Below are 14,660 nucleotides of genomic sequence, written 5' to 3'. Positions count from 1 at the left end.
TGACATTACCCTTCCGCCGCCAGTTCGCGGCGGAAGGCGCGGCCCGCCATCCGGGCGACGACGGTAAGCGCCTCCTCGCCCATGCCGTCGCGCGCCGCCGCCGACATTCCCTTCATCGTGATTGCAACGAAGTCCGCCAGCGCGTCGGCCCGTTCCGGCTGCTCCGTGGCGATGAAGTCGCGGATCGCCGACACGCCGGCCTTGCTCATCGTCCGGGCCAGTGCGCTCGCCTCCGGGTCGGCGCTGTTGCGCGCCCCGTCGAGCACCAGACAGCCCGCCACCCCATCGCGCTCCGGATAGAGCCGCGCCGCCAGCAGCAGCGTGCGCTCGATCACCTCGGCCATGCCGCCGCCCTCGGCCTGCGCGCGGGCGAAGATGTTGGCTTCCCCCGCCGCATAGCGCTTGAGCGCCCGCTCGAACAGCCCGGCCTTGCTGCCGAAGGCGGCATAGAAGCTCGGCGGCTTGATCCCCAGCTCCGCCCCCAGCTCGGCGACGCCCACCGCGTCGTAGCCGCGCGCATGGAACAGCCTCATCGCGGTCTCGACGGCCTCGTCCACATCGAAGGACCGCCGCCGTCCGCGAGCCCCGGAATTTTCTGTAGCGGTCACTATATTTTCTCCTTGCGCAAATCCCTTGCCTGTATTTATATAGCGATCACTACATTTTATCAAGGAGCACATCATGGGTGAGTTCACCGGCCGCAAGATCCTGGTCCTCGGCGGCAGCCGCGGCATCGGCAAGGCCATCGTCCGCCGCTTCGCCAAGGCCGGCGGCACGGTCGCCTTCACCTATGCGGGGTCGAAGGACGCCGCCGAGGCGCTGGCCGCCGAAACCGGCGCGGAAGCCATCCGCACCGACAGCGCCGACCGCGACGCCCTGATCGCGACGGTGGCCGACCGCGGCGCGCTGGACGTGCTGGTCGTCAATGCCGGCACGGCGATCCTCGGCGATCCGCTGACCTTCGATCCCGACGCGGTCGACCGGATGATCGACATCAACGTCCGCGCGCCCTACCACGCGGCGGTCGAGGCGGCCCGGCGCATGAACGACGGCGGGCGCATCATCGTCATCGGCTCGGTCAACGGCGACCGCATGCCGTTTGCCGGCGGGGCCGCCTACGCCCTGACCAAGGCGGCGGTCCAGGGCATGGTGCGCGGCCTCGCCCGCGATTTCGGCGACCGCGGCATCACCGTGAACGCCATCCAGCCCGGTCCGACCCACAGCGACATGAACCCGGCCGACGGGCCGATGGCGCCCGCCATGCACAGCTTCATGGCGATCAAGCGCCACATCGACGCCGACGAGGTCGCCGAACTGACCGCCTACGTCGCCGGCCCGCATGCCGGGATGATCACCGGCTCGTTCCAGACCATCGACGGCGGCTTCGGCGCCTGACCGGCGGGTTCGATTCCCGCCGAAGCCAGGCCGGCCCCGTCCCGGCCGTCGTTCCCCGCCTTCGCGGAAGATGACGGCCGGGACGTTCCTTTCGGCGCTCACGCTCCGCTCCCCACCGTCTCACAGCCATGTTGCCCCACAGCCATGACGGGAATGGGGGCTCCTTTGTCACACCCGGATCCGAACGGGGGATGAGCGAAATTGCTTGCCGCGCTAGCTGATATATTAGTATTCTGAGGCATGTGCTTCTGAGGAGGCTGGACGCCATGCCATCGGGCAACCCGCCGGCCAAAACCGGTTCCATCGCGGCGCCATCGACACCGCCATCGCCCACGCCGATCATGCCGGCCAAGGCCGCCCCGCTGCTGGTCCGCCCGCCGGCGCGCCGGGACATGCGGCGCGGTCCGACCGCCGCCGACGCCATCCACCGCGACCTGCGGGCGGAGATCGTGTCGCTGAAACGCAAGCCGGGCGAGCCCATCGCCGAAAAGCAGATCGCCGAGGCCTATGGCGTCAGCCGCACGCCGGTGCGCGAGGCGGTGCTGCGGCTGGCCGACGAGGGGCTGATCGAGATCTTCCCGCAATCCGGCACCTTCGTCGCCCGCATCCCGCTGGGCGCCCTGCCGGAAGCCGGCGTGATCCGCAAGGTGCTGGAGCGGGCGACCGTGCGCTTCGCCGCCGAACGCGCCAGCCGCAGCCAGATCGCAGCATTGCGCGCCTGCCTGGAGCACCAGCGCGAGGTCGATGCGGTGGGCGACGCCGACGGATTCCATCAGGCCGACGAGGCCTTCCACGCCCAGATCACCGAGATGGCGGGATATCCCGGCTTCTGGGGCATCATCCAGCAGGCCAAGGTCCAGCTCGACCGCTGCCGCCGCCTGACCCTGCCGGTCCCCGGCCGCATGCGCACGGTCATCGCCGAGCATGAGGCCATCGTCGAGGCCATCGCCGGCCACGACCCCGACCGGGCCGAACAGAGCCTGGTGCGCCATCTGGACAATCTGCAGATCACGGTGGACGACGTGCGCAACGCCGCCCCGCTCTATTTCTCCGGCAGCCTGACCGCCGACATGGCCGCCCTGGACGGAGCCTCCTGATGAGCACTCAACGCCGCCGCATCGGTGTCGTCGGCCTCGGCATGGCGTCGGCGCCGCACGCGCAGAGCCTGATCGATCTGGCCGGCAGGGTGGAGGTGGCGGGCTGCTTCAGCCCGTCGGCCGACCGCCGCGCCGCCTTCGCCGCCCGCCACGGCCTGCCGGTGGTCGACCGGCTGGAAAGCCTGCTGGAGGACCCGGCGCTGTCGGCCGTCCTGCTGCTGACCCCGCCCGACAGCCATGCCGGTCTGGTGGCGCGCTGTGCCGCCGCCGGCAAGCATGTGCTGCTGGAAAAGCCGCTGGACGCGACGCCGGAGGGCGCGCGGGCGGTGGTCTCGGCGATGGAGGATGCAGGGCTGACGCTGGGCGTGGTGTTGCAGCACCGTTTCCGCGACTCGGTCGAGCGGCTGGCGGCGCTGATGCGCGACGGCGCGCTGGGCCGGCCGCTGACCGCGGCGGTGTCGGTGCGCTGGTGGCGCGACAATGCCTATTACGCCCAGCCCGGCCGCGGCATGAAGGCGCGCGACGGCGGCGGCGTGCTGCTGACCCAGGCGATCCACACGCTGGACGCCTTCGTCGGCCTCGTCGGCCTGCCGGAAAGGATCGCCGGATTCGCCGCCACCAGCGTCCTGCGCACGTCGGACCCGGCTGTGGGCATGGACACGGAGGATGTGGTCGCCACGGCCCTGCGCTACGGCAACGGCATGCTGGCGACCGTGAACGCCACCACCGCCGTCCATCCGGGCTATCCGGAGCGGATCGAGATCGCCGGGACCGGGGGCTCCGCCGTTCTGGCCGGCGACCGGCTGGAAGTGCAGCTGGTCAATGGCGAGCGCATGACCGCGGGGGCGGACGGCGCCACGCTGGGCGGCGGCGCCGACCCGATGGCCTTCTCCCACCAGCATCACCGCGCCGTGCTGTCCGACTTCCTCGACGCGCTGGACGAAGGACGCCGGCCGCGGGTGGACGGGCGCGAGGCGCTGAAGGTCCACCGGCTGATCGAGGCCATGCTTGAAGCATCTGGGCTGGAGGCGTCGGGCCGCGGCGCGAGCGTGGAGGTCGGCACGCCCTGATCGGCAGTCCAACCGGAACTCCCACCGGCCGCAAGCGCGGCCTTGCGCAATCCACAGCTTTGGCGTAAAGCGCCAGAACCAGGCCGGGCCCCTCTGGCAACCTTCACCGGTTGCGATGTCGGACTGGGAACATCAGGAGCGGCCCGCGCCTTTTGCCTTTGACCGGCGCTTCCCGTCCGACGCCATCGGCGCGGCCCGGCCGGTCATCGGAAGACCCCGTGCGGCCTCTCCTCCCACACTGATCGTGATGCGAGGACTCGTGCCCAAATGACGGAACTCTTCACCACCGACGCGCTGTTCGCGCTGCTCCAGGTCATCATGATCGATCTGGTGCTGGCCGGCGACAACGCCATCGTCATCGGTCTGGCCGCCGCCGGCCTGCCGAAGGACCAGCGCGGCAAGGCGATCCTGATCGGCATCCTGGCCGCCACGGTGCTGCGCATCGCCTTCGCCGCCGTCACCACCCAGCTTCTCCAGATCATCGGGCTGCTGCTGGCCGGCGGCGTACTGCTGTTGTGGGTCTGCTGGAAGATGTGGCGCGAGCTGCGCCAGTCCCAGGACGAGGACGAGGCGGTCGAGTCGCTGGAGAACGATGACGCCGCGGCGTCCGGCCCGCGCAAGACGCTGGGTCAGGCGGTCTGGCAGATCGTCGTCGCCGACGTGTCGATGTCGCTCGACAATGTGCTGGCCGTCGCCGGGGCGGCGCGCGAGCATCTGGGGGTGCTGGTCGTCGGCCTGACCCTGTCGATCGCCCTGATGGGCCTCGCCGCCAGCTTCATCGCCCGCATCCTGCACAAGCACCGCTGGCTGGCCTATGTCGGCCTCGCCATCATCCTCTATGTCGCCCTGCACATGATCTATCGCGGCGCGCTGGAGGTGTGGCCCCTGGTGAACGGGCACGCCTGACCGGCCCGCTTTTAAAGGACCGGCGGCGTCCGGCGCCGCATCCGAATGACTGGGGGGCTGGCTGCGGCGGACGCTGGGGCCGAATGTCGCACCCGCCCCCCTGCGGCGATCCGTGGTCTGGCCGAAACCCGCGCCGGCAGTCACTTTGTCCCTCTCCCCCGCAATCCTGATCGCAATAAAGTCCGAACGGTTGTTGCCGCTTTGAACTTTCAGGGTTGCGCGCAGATTGATATACTAATATCCTAAGTACAGTGAACAGGGGGCGGCGCAAGGTTAGCCGGGGGGCTGAAGGAGGATGGGGGCAGGGCCGGTGTCGGCCATGCATGGTGCCCGGTCGCGCGCCGCGCTGTCGCAGCGCTGCGAAATCCGGCCGCCGCAAGTCCCACCTTCCACGCTTCGTCTGTCACCCGTCCACGGTACGTGCAGTCGAGTGTGCAGGGCGGCCCGTCGCCTTCAGGCCAACGGGCAACGCCAGAACAAGAAAGGACGGGCCGCAACAGGCTTCGTCCCCACCATCAGGAGGAGAACCTATGAAGTTTTCGCTGACTTCGGTCCGCACCGCGCTGCTGGCCGCCTGTGCCGTCTGCGGCATCCTGGCCACCCCGATGCTGTCTGCGCCGGCCGACGCGCGCGACTTCCGGTCCGCCGACATCCACCCGACCGACTATCCGACCGTCGAGGCGGTCCGCTATGTCGGCAAGCTGGTGGCTGAGCGCAGCAACGGCAAGCTCGGCATCAAGGTGTTCCCGAACGGCGCGCTCGGCACCGAAAAGGACACCATCGAGCAGCTGAAGATCGGTGCGCTGGAGATGATGCGCATCAACGTGGCGCCGCTGAACAACGTGGTGCCGGAGACGATGGTCACCGCGCTGCCCTTCATCTTCCGCGACACCGGCCACATGCGCCGCGTGCTGGACGGCCCGATCGGCGACGAGATCCTGGCGGCGATGGAAAGCCAGGGCATGATCGGCCTGGCCTTCTACGACAGCGGCTCGCGCAGCATGTATTCGGCCGCCAAGCCCTACAAGACGCTGGCCGACATGAAGGGCGCCAAGATCCGCGTCCAGCAGTCCGACCTGTTCGTCGCCATGATCCAGGCGCTGGGCGCCAATGCCACGCCGATGCCCTTCGGCGAGGTCTACACCGCGCTGAAGACCGGCATCGTCGATGCCGCCGAGAACAACTACCCGTCCTACGAATCCTCCCGCCACTTCGAGGCGGCCAAGTACTTCACCCTGACCGAACACGCGATGGCCCCGGAAGTGCTGGTCTTCTCCAAGGTCGCCTGGGACCGCCTGTCGAAGGACGACCAGGCCACGGTCCGCAAGGCCGCCAAGGACTCCGTGCCCTACATGCGCAAGCTGTGGGACGAGCGCGAGCTGAAGTCCAAGGAGATCGTGACCCAGGCCGGCGCCCAGATCGTCGAGGTTCCGAACAAGCAGGAATTCATCGACGCCATGAAGCCGGTCTACACCCAGTTCGCGAACACGCCGAAGCTGCAGAGCCTCGTCCAGCGCGTCCAGGAAACCAAGTAACGACCTTTCTGTAACGCCAAGAACAAGGCGGCGCGCGGCCTCGTCCCGTCCGGGACGGACCGCGCACCGCCGGGGTCTCAGGAGTGGGGAGCCGCAGCATGGATATCGAGCTGCAAGCAATGGACGTCAGCCCGCCGCATGCGGCCGGCTGGTTGACCCGCATGAACGCGGCGCTGGCCAAAACCGGCATGTATGCCGCCATCATCGGCCTGATGATGATCGTGTGCGTCGTCTTCTATCAGGTGTTCGGCCGCTATGTGCTGAACAGCTCGCCGACCTGGGCGGAAAGCCTGGCCATCGTGCTGGTGCTCTACGTCACGCTGATCGGCGCCGCCGTCGGCGTCCGCGATGCCGGCCATATCGGGCTGGAATCGCTGCTGGTGATGCTGTCGGACAGCGCGCGCCGCAAGATGGACGTGCTGATCTACGCCCTGGTCGGCATCTTCGGCGCCTGCATGGCCTACAATGGCTGGATCCTGGGCAGCTCGGTCGCCTCCTACACCATCCCGAACCTTCATGTCTCCGAAGCCGTGCGCTATGTGCCGCTGGTGCTGTCGGGCGTGCTGATCGTTTCGTTCTCCATCGAGCATATCGTCGCCATCGTGCGCGGCGAGGAGGTCAAGCCGTCATGGAACTGACCATCCTTTCAATCACCTTCTTCGGCTTCCTCATCCTCGGCATTCCGGTCGCCTTCGCCATCGGCCTGTCGGCGCTCTGCACCATCCTCTATGAAGGCCTGCCGGTCGCGGTGGTCTTCCAGCAGATGATGTCGGGGATGAACGTCTTCTCGTTCCTCGCCATTCCCTTCTTCGTCTTCTCCGGCGAGCTGATGCTGCATGGCGGCGTCGCCGACAAGATCGTCACCGCGGCCAAGAGCATGGTCGGCCACATCCGCGGCGGGCTCGGCATGTCCAACGTCGTGGCCTGCACGCTGTTCGGCGGCGTCGCCGGATCGCCGGTCGCCGACGTGTCGGCCATGGGCGCCGTGATGATCCCGATGATGAAGCGGGAAGGCTACCACGCCGACTACGCGGTCAACGTCACCACCCACGCCGCACTCGTCGGCGCGCTGATGCCGACCAGCCACAACATGATCATCTATGCGCTGGCCGCCGGCGGAAAGGCGTCCATCGGCGCGCTGATCGCCGCGGGCCTGATGCCGGCGCTGCTGCTGATGGTCTGCAACCTGGGTGCCGCCTATTACGTCGCGGTGAAGCGCGGCTATCCCAAGGGGACCTTCCCCGGCTGGGACATCCTGGGGCATTCCTTCGCCGCCGCGGCTCCGGGCCTGCTGATCGTCGTCATCATCCTGGCCGGCATCACCACCGGCGTGTTCACCGCGACCGAGTCGGCCTCGGTAGCCGTGATCTACGCGCTGCTGCTGACCACCTTCGTCTACCGCACGCTGAGCTGGGAGAAGTTCCTGGCCGCCGCCGCCAAGACGGTGAAGACCACCGGCGTGGTGCTGCTGCTGATCGGCGTGTCGACCATGTTCCAGTACCTCATGGGTCTCTATGAGGTGGCGGACATGACCGGCGAGCTGCTGGCCGGGGTGTCGACCAACCCGCTGATGATCTTCCTGCTGATCAACATCATCCTGTTCCTGCTGGGCACCTTCATGGACATGGCCAGCACGATCCTGATCTGCACGCCGATCTTCCTGCCGATCGCCATGCAATACGGCATGGACCCGGTGCAGTTCGGCATCGTCATGCTGATCAACTGCGCGCTCGGCCTGAACACCCCGCCGGTCGGCACCACCCAGTTCATCGGCTGCGCCATCGGCGGCGTGTCGGTGGGCGAGGTGATGCGCTCCATCACGCCCTTCTACGGGGCGCTGTTCGTGGCGCTTCTGCTGGTCACCTATGTCCCGGCCTTCTCGCTGTGGCTGCCGCGCATGCTGATGCACTGAGGCGGACCGGGAAACAGGCGGCGCTCCCGCACCCCTGAACGACTTCTCTCCTGGACTGGGCCATCGGGATCTTCCCGATGGCCCTGTTTTTTTGTGCGCTTTCCGCCCGGCCGCGCCGGCCCGCCCCCCGAATTGGTGGTAGCTGCCGAGCAACGCACCCCAATCCGGAAAAAGAGTAGCAAGCCGCCGCAACAAACCCGACCGGCCGGATGGCGTCCAAATCGAAAGAGACCGCACCGCTTTCGCTATGACGGAGAAAACAGATCGCCCGGCCGGAGTGGATGCTTCCCAAGGAATGATGGGCTTATTGGATGTTGTTTGCTGGACCCGATCCCGTACATCACGGAATGCGCAAACGACTTCCAACAATTCCCCAGAAAGGGGTTTTCATGCACGGGATCATTCTTGCCGACGCCGCTCTGGCCGACATCGATGCGCTGATCGGCCGGCACGCGCCGGACGTGACGGTGGTCCGGGTCGCCGCGGACGAGGACGCGCTGGGCCTGCTGGCCGACGCCCTGGAGGCCGCCCGCGAGGCAGGCCCGGCGGCGGTCCACCTGATCGCCCATGGCGCGCCCGGTGTGGTGAAGCTGGGGGCGACGCCGCTCGACACCAGCGCCCTGTTCGACCGCCGCTGGCCCGATGCGACCGGCTGCGAGATCCTGATCCATGCCTGCGACGTCGGCGCCGGAGGCAACGGCCGCCGCTTCGTGGAGCGTCTGGCCGCCGTCACCGGTGCCCGCGTCGCCGCCGCCAGCCATCCGGTCGGTCACGCTGACCAGGGCGCGTCCTGGGACCTCGACGTGGTGACCGGCCCGATCCTGGCGGCCCGCCCGTTCGCGGGCGCCGAGGCCTGGCCGCATCGGCTCGGCTACAGCGGCACCGCCACCAGCGGCAACGACACGCTGATCGGCGACAACGGCGGCAACACCATCAACGGGCTGGCCGGCAACGACAGCATCGTCGGCGGCACCGGCAACGACAGCCTGATCGGCGGCATCGGCAACGACACGCTGGTCGGCGGCGGCAACAGCGGACAGTCGGCCGGCGACACCATGAATGGCGGGCTGGGCGCCGACCATTATGTCGGCGGCAGCGGCTTCAACATCGTCACCTACGAGAACGCCACCAGCGGCCTGACGCTGGACCTGACCAACGGCGCCAACAACACCGGCGAGGCCGCCGGCGACACCTTCGTCAACATCCAGCGCTGGATCGGCTCCGAATATGCCGACAGCCTGACCGCCGGCGACACCGCCGTCTGGTTCTGGGGCCATGGCGGCAACGACGTCGAGCATGGCGGCGCCGGCAACGACACGCTGGAGGCCGGCGACGGCAACGACAGCGTCTTCGGCGGTGGCGGCAACGACCTGATGTACGGCCGTGCCGACAACGACCAGCTGCATGGCGAACTGGGCAACGACACGGTGGCCGGCGGCGGCGGTGCCGACCTGATCTACGGCGATGCCGGCAACGACCTGCTGAAGGGCGACTGGGAGCGCGACACCGTCTATGGCGGCGACGGCGACGACACCATCCTGGCCGGCATCGTCAGCTCCGGCAGCTATGCCCAGACCCAGAACGACCTGATCTATGGCGATGCCGGCAACGACCGCTACATCGTCGTCAGCCAGTACGATGCCGGGACCGTCAGCTTCGACGGCGGAGCCGGGACCGACACGCTGGAGCTGCGGTCGGACAATCTGACCAGCTACAACGGCTACAATCTCGAATATTACAACGACGTCGCCTCGCCGAAGATCGACATCAGCGGCATGACGCTGACCAGCGTCGAGACGCTGGCCCTGACCGGCAGCCAGCGCCACACCGTGACGATGACCGCGGCCCAGGGCAACGGCTTCGGCAGCATCACCGGCGCCGTCACCGGCGACGCCTTCGCCATCGTCGGGGCCTCGCTGTCCGGCACGGTCGGCAGCGGCAACGGCAGCACGCTGACCGCCGGCAAGGTCCAGGCGGAGACGGTGAACGGCGTCACCCTGGTCCATGTCGGGCTCGACGGCACCGCCGGCTCCGACCTGACGCTCCGCATCGCCGGCAGCTTCGCCGCGTCCAACATCAGTCTGTCCGGCAACACCATCACGCTGGGCCAGGGCAGCGGTTCGACCGGCGGCGGCGATACGGGGGGCGGCAACACCGGCGGCGGCACGGGCGGTACTGGCGGCCAGACGCTGACCGGCACCGACGGCCGCGACTATCTGGCCGGCGGCAGCGGCAACGACACCATCATCAGCAACGCCGGCGACGACTACATGACCGGCGGGGCCGGTAGCGACACCTTCATCTTCAAGCCGGGCGACGGCTGGGACTATGTCGGCGACTTCCAGGCCGGCAGCGGCGGCGACGTGCTGAACGTCGCGGGCTGGAGCGGCTTCAAGGACTTCGCGTCGGTGATGGCCGTCACCGTGCAGGACGGCGCCAACACCGTCGTCAACTTCGACAACAACAACAGCGCCATCCTCGCCAACGTCACCCGCGGCAGCCTGACCGCCGCAAACTTCTCCTTCACCGCCATTGGCGGTAGCGCGGGCGGCGGCAGCACCGGCGGTTCGACGGGCGGCGGCTCCACCGGCGGCACGCCGGGCCAGACCATCACCGGCACCTCGGCCGGCGAGTATCTGGCCGGCGGCAGCGGCAACGACACGATCACCGGCAATGCCGGCAACGACTACATGATCGGCGGCGCCGGGCGCGACACCTTCGTCCAGCATGCCAGCGACGGCTGGGACGTCATCGGCGACTTCCAGGCCGGCACCGGCGGCGACGTGATCGACATCCGCAGCATCAGCGGCTTCACCAGCCTGAACAGCGTGCTGACCCACTCGACGCAGGACGGCGCCGACCTGTCCATCGACCTGGGTGCGTTCAACTCGATCAAGCTGATGGGCGTCGACCGCAACAGCCTCACCGCGGAGAACTTCCTGTTCGCCAGCTCGGTGGGGTGAACAGGGTAAAGCTCCCTCTCCCGTCCCGGGAGAGGGAAGGGGCCCGCCGCAAAGCGGTGGGAAGGGTGAGGGGCGATCCGAACATGGATCCTTGATCCTTGGAACCCCCTCACCCTCCCCACTTCGTGGGGCCCCTCCCTCTCCCGGGGCGGGAGAGGGCATTGGATTTCCTACCGCTCCACCGCGACCGGGACGTTCAGGGCGTTGCGCTTCGACACTGCCTCGTAGACCGGCGGGAAGGCGGGACGGTTGATGTAGCGGCCGGCACCGCGCACCGCGCGGCTCTCGCCCAGCGCGTGGACGATGCGGCCCTGGCTCAGCGTGTAGGCCGGGGTGCCGGTGACGGTCATGCCTTCGAAGATGTTCAGGCCGACCTTCTGCATCTGGGTCTTGGCCGAGATGGTCTTGGTCGCCTTCGGGTCCCACACCACCAGATCGGCGTCGGCCCCGACGCTGACCGAGCCCTTGCGCGGGTAGAGGTTGAAGATCTTCGCCGCGTTGGCGGAGGTCACCGCGACGAACTCGTTCATCGTCAGCCGGCCGGTGTTGACGCCGTGGGTCCACAGCGCGGTCATGCGGTCCTCGATGCCGGCGGTGCCGTTCGGGATCTTGGTGAAGTCATTGCGGCCCATCGCCTTCTGCTCGGCGCAGAAACAGCAATGGTCGGTGGCGGTGGTGTGCAGATGCCCGGCCTGGAGACCGCGCCACAGCGCGTCCTGATGCTCCTTGGGACGGAAGGGCGGGCTCATGACATGGCCGGCGGCGAAGTCCCAGTCGGGGTTGCGGTAGACGCTATCGTCGATCAGCAGATGGCCGGCCAGCACCTCGCCGAACACGCGCTGGCCGTCATTCTGGCCGCGCTCGATGGCGGCCAACGCCTCCTTGGCCGAGACATGGACGATGTAGACCGGCACGCCGAACACCTTCGCCACCTGGATGGCGCGGTTGGCGGCCTCGCCCTCCACCTCCGGGGGGCGGGAGAGCGGGTGCGCCTCCGGTCCGGTCAGGCCCTGGGCCAGCAGCTTCTTCTGGAGCTGGAAGACCAGCTCGCCATTCTCGGCATGGACGGTGGGGATGGCGCCCAGCTCCAGGCAGCGCTGGAAGCTGTTCACCAGCGTCTCGTCGTCGGCCATGATGGCGTTCTTGTAGGCCATGAAGTGCTTGAAGCTGTTCACGCCATGGTCGGCGACCAGCGTGCCCATGTCCCTATGCACGCTCTCGTCCCACCAGGTCACGGCGACGTGGAAGCTGTAGTCGCCGGCCGCCTTCTCCGCCCAGCCGCGCCAGGTGTGGTAGGCCTCCATCAGGCTCTGCTTCGGGTTGGGGATGACGAAGTCGATGATCGTCGTCGTCCCCCCGGCGAAGCCGGCGGCGGTGCCGCTGAAGAAATCCTCCGTCGTCACCGTGCCCATGAAGGGCAGTTCCATATGGGTGTGCGGGTCGATGCCACCGGGCATGACGTAGCAGCCGCCGGCATCCACCACCTCCGCCCCCGCCGGCACGTCGAGAGCGTCGCCCACCGCGGTGATGATGCCGTCCTGGCAGAGGACGTCGGCACGGCGGGTTTGCTCGGCGGTGACGACGGTGCCGCCGCGGATCAGGATGGTGGACATGCTCGGGCGCTCCCTCAAAGGTTCGATAGGACGGAGTCGGTGGGCGTTTCGGAGTCGGCGATTTGCGGCTCCGGTATCTGTGCTTCCGGCAGGCCGGCGGCGCGCAGGACCAGCCGCAGCACCTCCGCCGTCATGGCGGCGAAGTCCTGGCGGGTCAGGGTGCGGCGGCCCAGAACCTTGCGGATCTGGACGTCGAAGTCGGCGTAATGCTGGGTCACCGCCCAGATCATGAACAGGAACTGGCGGGCATCGACCGGAGCCATGCGGCCGGCGGCGACCCAGCCGTCGATCACCGCCGCCTTGGCGTCGACCAGCGCTTTCAGGTCTTCGGCCAGGAAGCGTTCGACCTGGGTGCCGCCATGCAGGATCTCGTTGGCGAAGACCTTGGAGGCGTGCGGACGGGTGCGCGACGCCTCCATCTTGGCGGTGACGTAGGCGGTCAGCGTCGCCGCCGGGTCGGCGTCGGGGGTGAAGGAGCCGATGGGGGCCAGCCACATCTGCAGGATGTTGTCGAGCACCGCGCGGTAGAGATCGTCCTTGGTGCCGAAATAGTAATGCAGGTTGGCCTTGGGCAGCCCGGCCCGCTCGGCGATGTCGGCCATGGTGGCGCCGGCGAAGCCGGCCTCGGCGAAGACGCGCTCGGCCGCCTTCAGGATGCGCTCGACGTTTTCACGCCGGATGCGCCCCTGGGGCTGTGTGGTGTCCGTGGTGTCGGCAGCCGTTCGCGCCATCGCTTTTATAACCACTCGTTCATTGCCGGGGCTGATCCCCTCTCCCCCCCGGGGAGAGGGTCAGGGTGAGGGGGATGCACGGCGTGGATCAACAAGGAATGGAAAGTTCCGCTCGCTCACTGGCTCCACGCTGTGCGTCCCCCTCACCCAACCCTCTCCCCGGGGGGGAGAGGGGCAGTTTGCTCCGCCATCGCATTCGCGCGGTCGAGCACGGCGTGCAGCAGCACCTCGCAGCCGGCGGTCGACCATTCCGGGGTCGTCTCCTCGACCTCGTTGTGGCTGATGCCGTCGATGCAGGGGATGAAGACCATGGCCGTGGGCGCGACCTTGGACAGGTAGCAGGCGTCGTGGCCGGCGCCCGAGACGATGTCGCGGAAGCTGTGGCCGGTGCGCTCCACCCCCTTGCGGACGGCGGCGACGCAGGCGGCGTCGAAGGCGATGGGGGCGTAGTACCAGATCTGCTGGAAGTCGCTCTCCAGCCCGATCTCGCCGGCGATGCGCTCCACCTCGGCGCGCAGTTCGCCGTCCATGGCTTTGAGGATGCCGTCGTCCGGGTGGCGGAAATCGACGGTGAAGAAGACGCGGCCGGGAATGACGTTGCGGCTGTTGGGATGGATCTGCATCAGCCCGACCGTGGCGCAGGCGAGCGGGCCGTACTTCATGCCGATCCGGTTCACCGCATCCACCACGCGGGCGGCGCCGAGCAGCGCGTCCTTGCGGCGGACCATCGGGGTCGGGCCGGCATGGGCCTCCTGGCCGGTGAAGGTGATCTCGTACCAGCGCTGGCCCTGGCAGTCGGTGACGACGCCAATGGTCTTGCCTTCGGCCTCCAGGATCGGACCCTGCTCGATGTGGGCCTCGAAATAGGCGCCGACCTTGCGGCCGCCGACTTCCCGGTCGCCGGCATAACCGATGCGGGCCAGTTCCTCGCCCATCGTCTTGCCGTCGAGATCGGCGCGCGACAGGCCGTACTCCAGATCGAACACCCCGGCGAAGACGCCGGACGACACCATGGCCGGGGCGAAGCGCGAGCCCTCCTCGTTGGTCCAGACCGCGACCTCCACCGGCGCCTCGGTGACGTAATTCATGTCGTTCAGGCTGCGCACCACCTCCAGCCCGGCGAGCACGCCATAGACGCCGTCATACTTGCCGCCGGTCGGCTGGCTGTCGAGATGGCTGCCCATGATGACCGGGGGCAGGCTGTCGTCGCGGCCGGGGCGGCGGGCGAAGATGTTGCCCATCCTGTCGACCGAGACCGTGCAGCCGGCCTCCTCGCACCAGCGCACGAACAGGTCGCGGCCCTGTTTGTCGAGGTCGGTCAGCGCCAGCCGGCACACGCCGCCCTTGGGCGTGCCGCCGATCTGCGCCATGTCCATCAGGCTCTGCCACAGGCGCGAGCCGTTCACGGCGACATTCTGCGGGGTGGACATGTTGCTCT

12 protein-coding genes are annotated in these 14,660 nt (G+C 68.2%); 8 read left to right on the top strand and 4 right to left on the bottom strand.

Annotated features, from left to right (window positions below; translation table 11 throughout):
- Positions 1 to 5: 5 nt before the first annotated feature.
- Positions 6 to 608, bottom strand: coding sequence for a TetR/AcrR family transcriptional regulator (locus tag CRT60_RS08235; protein ID WP_098735928.1), 603 nt, complete (start codon positions 606 to 608; stop codon positions 6 to 8).
- Between the two features lie 73 nt (positions 609 to 681).
- Here CRT60_RS08235 and bdcA point away from each other — a divergent pair, with 73 nt between their 5' ends.
- The 8 genes from bdcA to CRT60_RS08195 all read left to right on the top strand — a co-directional run bounded on the left by bdcA (position 682) and on the right by CRT60_RS08195 (position 10,878).
- Positions 682 to 1,395: an SDR family oxidoreductase gene (bdcA, locus tag CRT60_RS08230; RefSeq protein ID WP_098735927.1), complete on the top strand. Its 714-nt coding sequence runs from the start codon at positions 682 to 684 to the stop codon at positions 1,393 to 1,395.
- A 266-nt stretch (positions 1,396 to 1,661) separates the two neighbouring features.
- Complete coding sequence (locus CRT60_RS08225) at positions 1,662 to 2,492, top strand: GntR family transcriptional regulator (protein WP_098735926.1); 831 nt, start codon at positions 1,662 to 1,664, stop codon at positions 2,490 to 2,492.
- Positions 2,492 to 3,562: a Gfo/Idh/MocA family protein gene (locus tag CRT60_RS08220; protein ID WP_098735925.1), complete on the top strand. Its 1,071-nt coding sequence runs from the start codon at positions 2,492 to 2,494 to the stop codon at positions 3,560 to 3,562. The genes CRT60_RS08225 and CRT60_RS08220 overlap by 1 nt, the downstream gene beginning before the upstream one ends.
- 267 nt (positions 3,563 to 3,829) lie before the next feature.
- Entirely contained in the window at positions 3,830 to 4,468 is a 639-nt protein-coding gene (locus CRT60_RS08215; protein ID WP_098735924.1) for a TerC family protein, read from the top strand.
- Between the two features lie 530 nt (positions 4,469 to 4,998).
- Complete coding sequence (locus CRT60_RS08210) at positions 4,999 to 6,003, top strand: TRAP transporter substrate-binding protein (protein ID WP_098735923.1); 1,005 nt, start codon at positions 4,999 to 5,001, stop codon at positions 6,001 to 6,003.
- 98 nt (positions 6,004 to 6,101) lie between these two features.
- On the top strand, positions 6,102 to 6,641 hold the full coding sequence (locus tag CRT60_RS08205; protein WP_098735922.1) for a TRAP transporter small permease: 540 nt from the start codon (positions 6,102 to 6,104) through the stop codon (positions 6,639 to 6,641).
- Positions 6,632 to 7,915, top strand: coding sequence for a TRAP transporter large permease (locus CRT60_RS08200; protein WP_098735921.1), 1,284 nt, complete (start codon positions 6,632 to 6,634; stop codon positions 7,913 to 7,915). The genes CRT60_RS08205 and CRT60_RS08200 overlap by 10 nt, the downstream gene beginning before the upstream one ends.
- Positions 7,916 to 8,304: 389 nt before the next feature.
- The gene (locus CRT60_RS08195) at positions 8,305 to 10,878 is read left to right on the top strand and encodes a DUF4347 domain-containing protein (RefSeq protein ID WP_098735920.1); all 2,574 of its coding nucleotides are present in this window, start codon (positions 8,305 to 8,307) and stop codon (positions 10,876 to 10,878) included.
- Between the two features lie 170 nt (positions 10,879 to 11,048).
- Here CRT60_RS08195 and hydA read toward each other — a convergent pair whose 3' ends face one another.
- The 3 genes from hydA to CRT60_RS08180 form a co-directional block, all read right to left on the bottom strand.
- Positions 11,049 to 12,491 (bottom strand): dihydropyrimidinase, encoded by a 1,443-nt coding sequence (gene hydA / locus CRT60_RS08190; protein ID WP_098735919.1) that lies wholly within the window; start codon positions 12,489 to 12,491, stop codon positions 11,049 to 11,051.
- A 14-nt stretch (positions 12,492 to 12,505) separates the two neighbouring features.
- Positions 12,506 to 13,222, bottom strand: coding sequence for a TetR/AcrR family transcriptional regulator (locus tag CRT60_RS08185; RefSeq protein ID WP_098735918.1), 717 nt, complete (start codon positions 13,220 to 13,222; stop codon positions 12,506 to 12,508).
- A gap of 143 nt (positions 13,223 to 13,365) precedes the next feature.
- Positions 13,366 to 14,652 carry a Zn-dependent hydrolase gene (locus tag CRT60_RS08180; protein WP_098735917.1) on the bottom strand — a complete coding sequence of 429 codons (1,287 nt, stop codon included), beginning with the start codon at positions 14,650 to 14,652 and terminating at the stop codon, positions 13,366 to 13,368.
- Between the last annotated feature and the right edge of the window lie 8 nt (positions 14,653 to 14,660).

This window comes from Azospirillum palustre, assembly GCF_002573965.1.
GTDB lineage: Bacteria > Pseudomonadota > Alphaproteobacteria > Azospirillales > Azospirillaceae > Azospirillum > Azospirillum palustre.
Note: the sequence above shows the minus strand (reverse complement) of the source record. Positions and strands in the feature narration are given on the sequence as shown.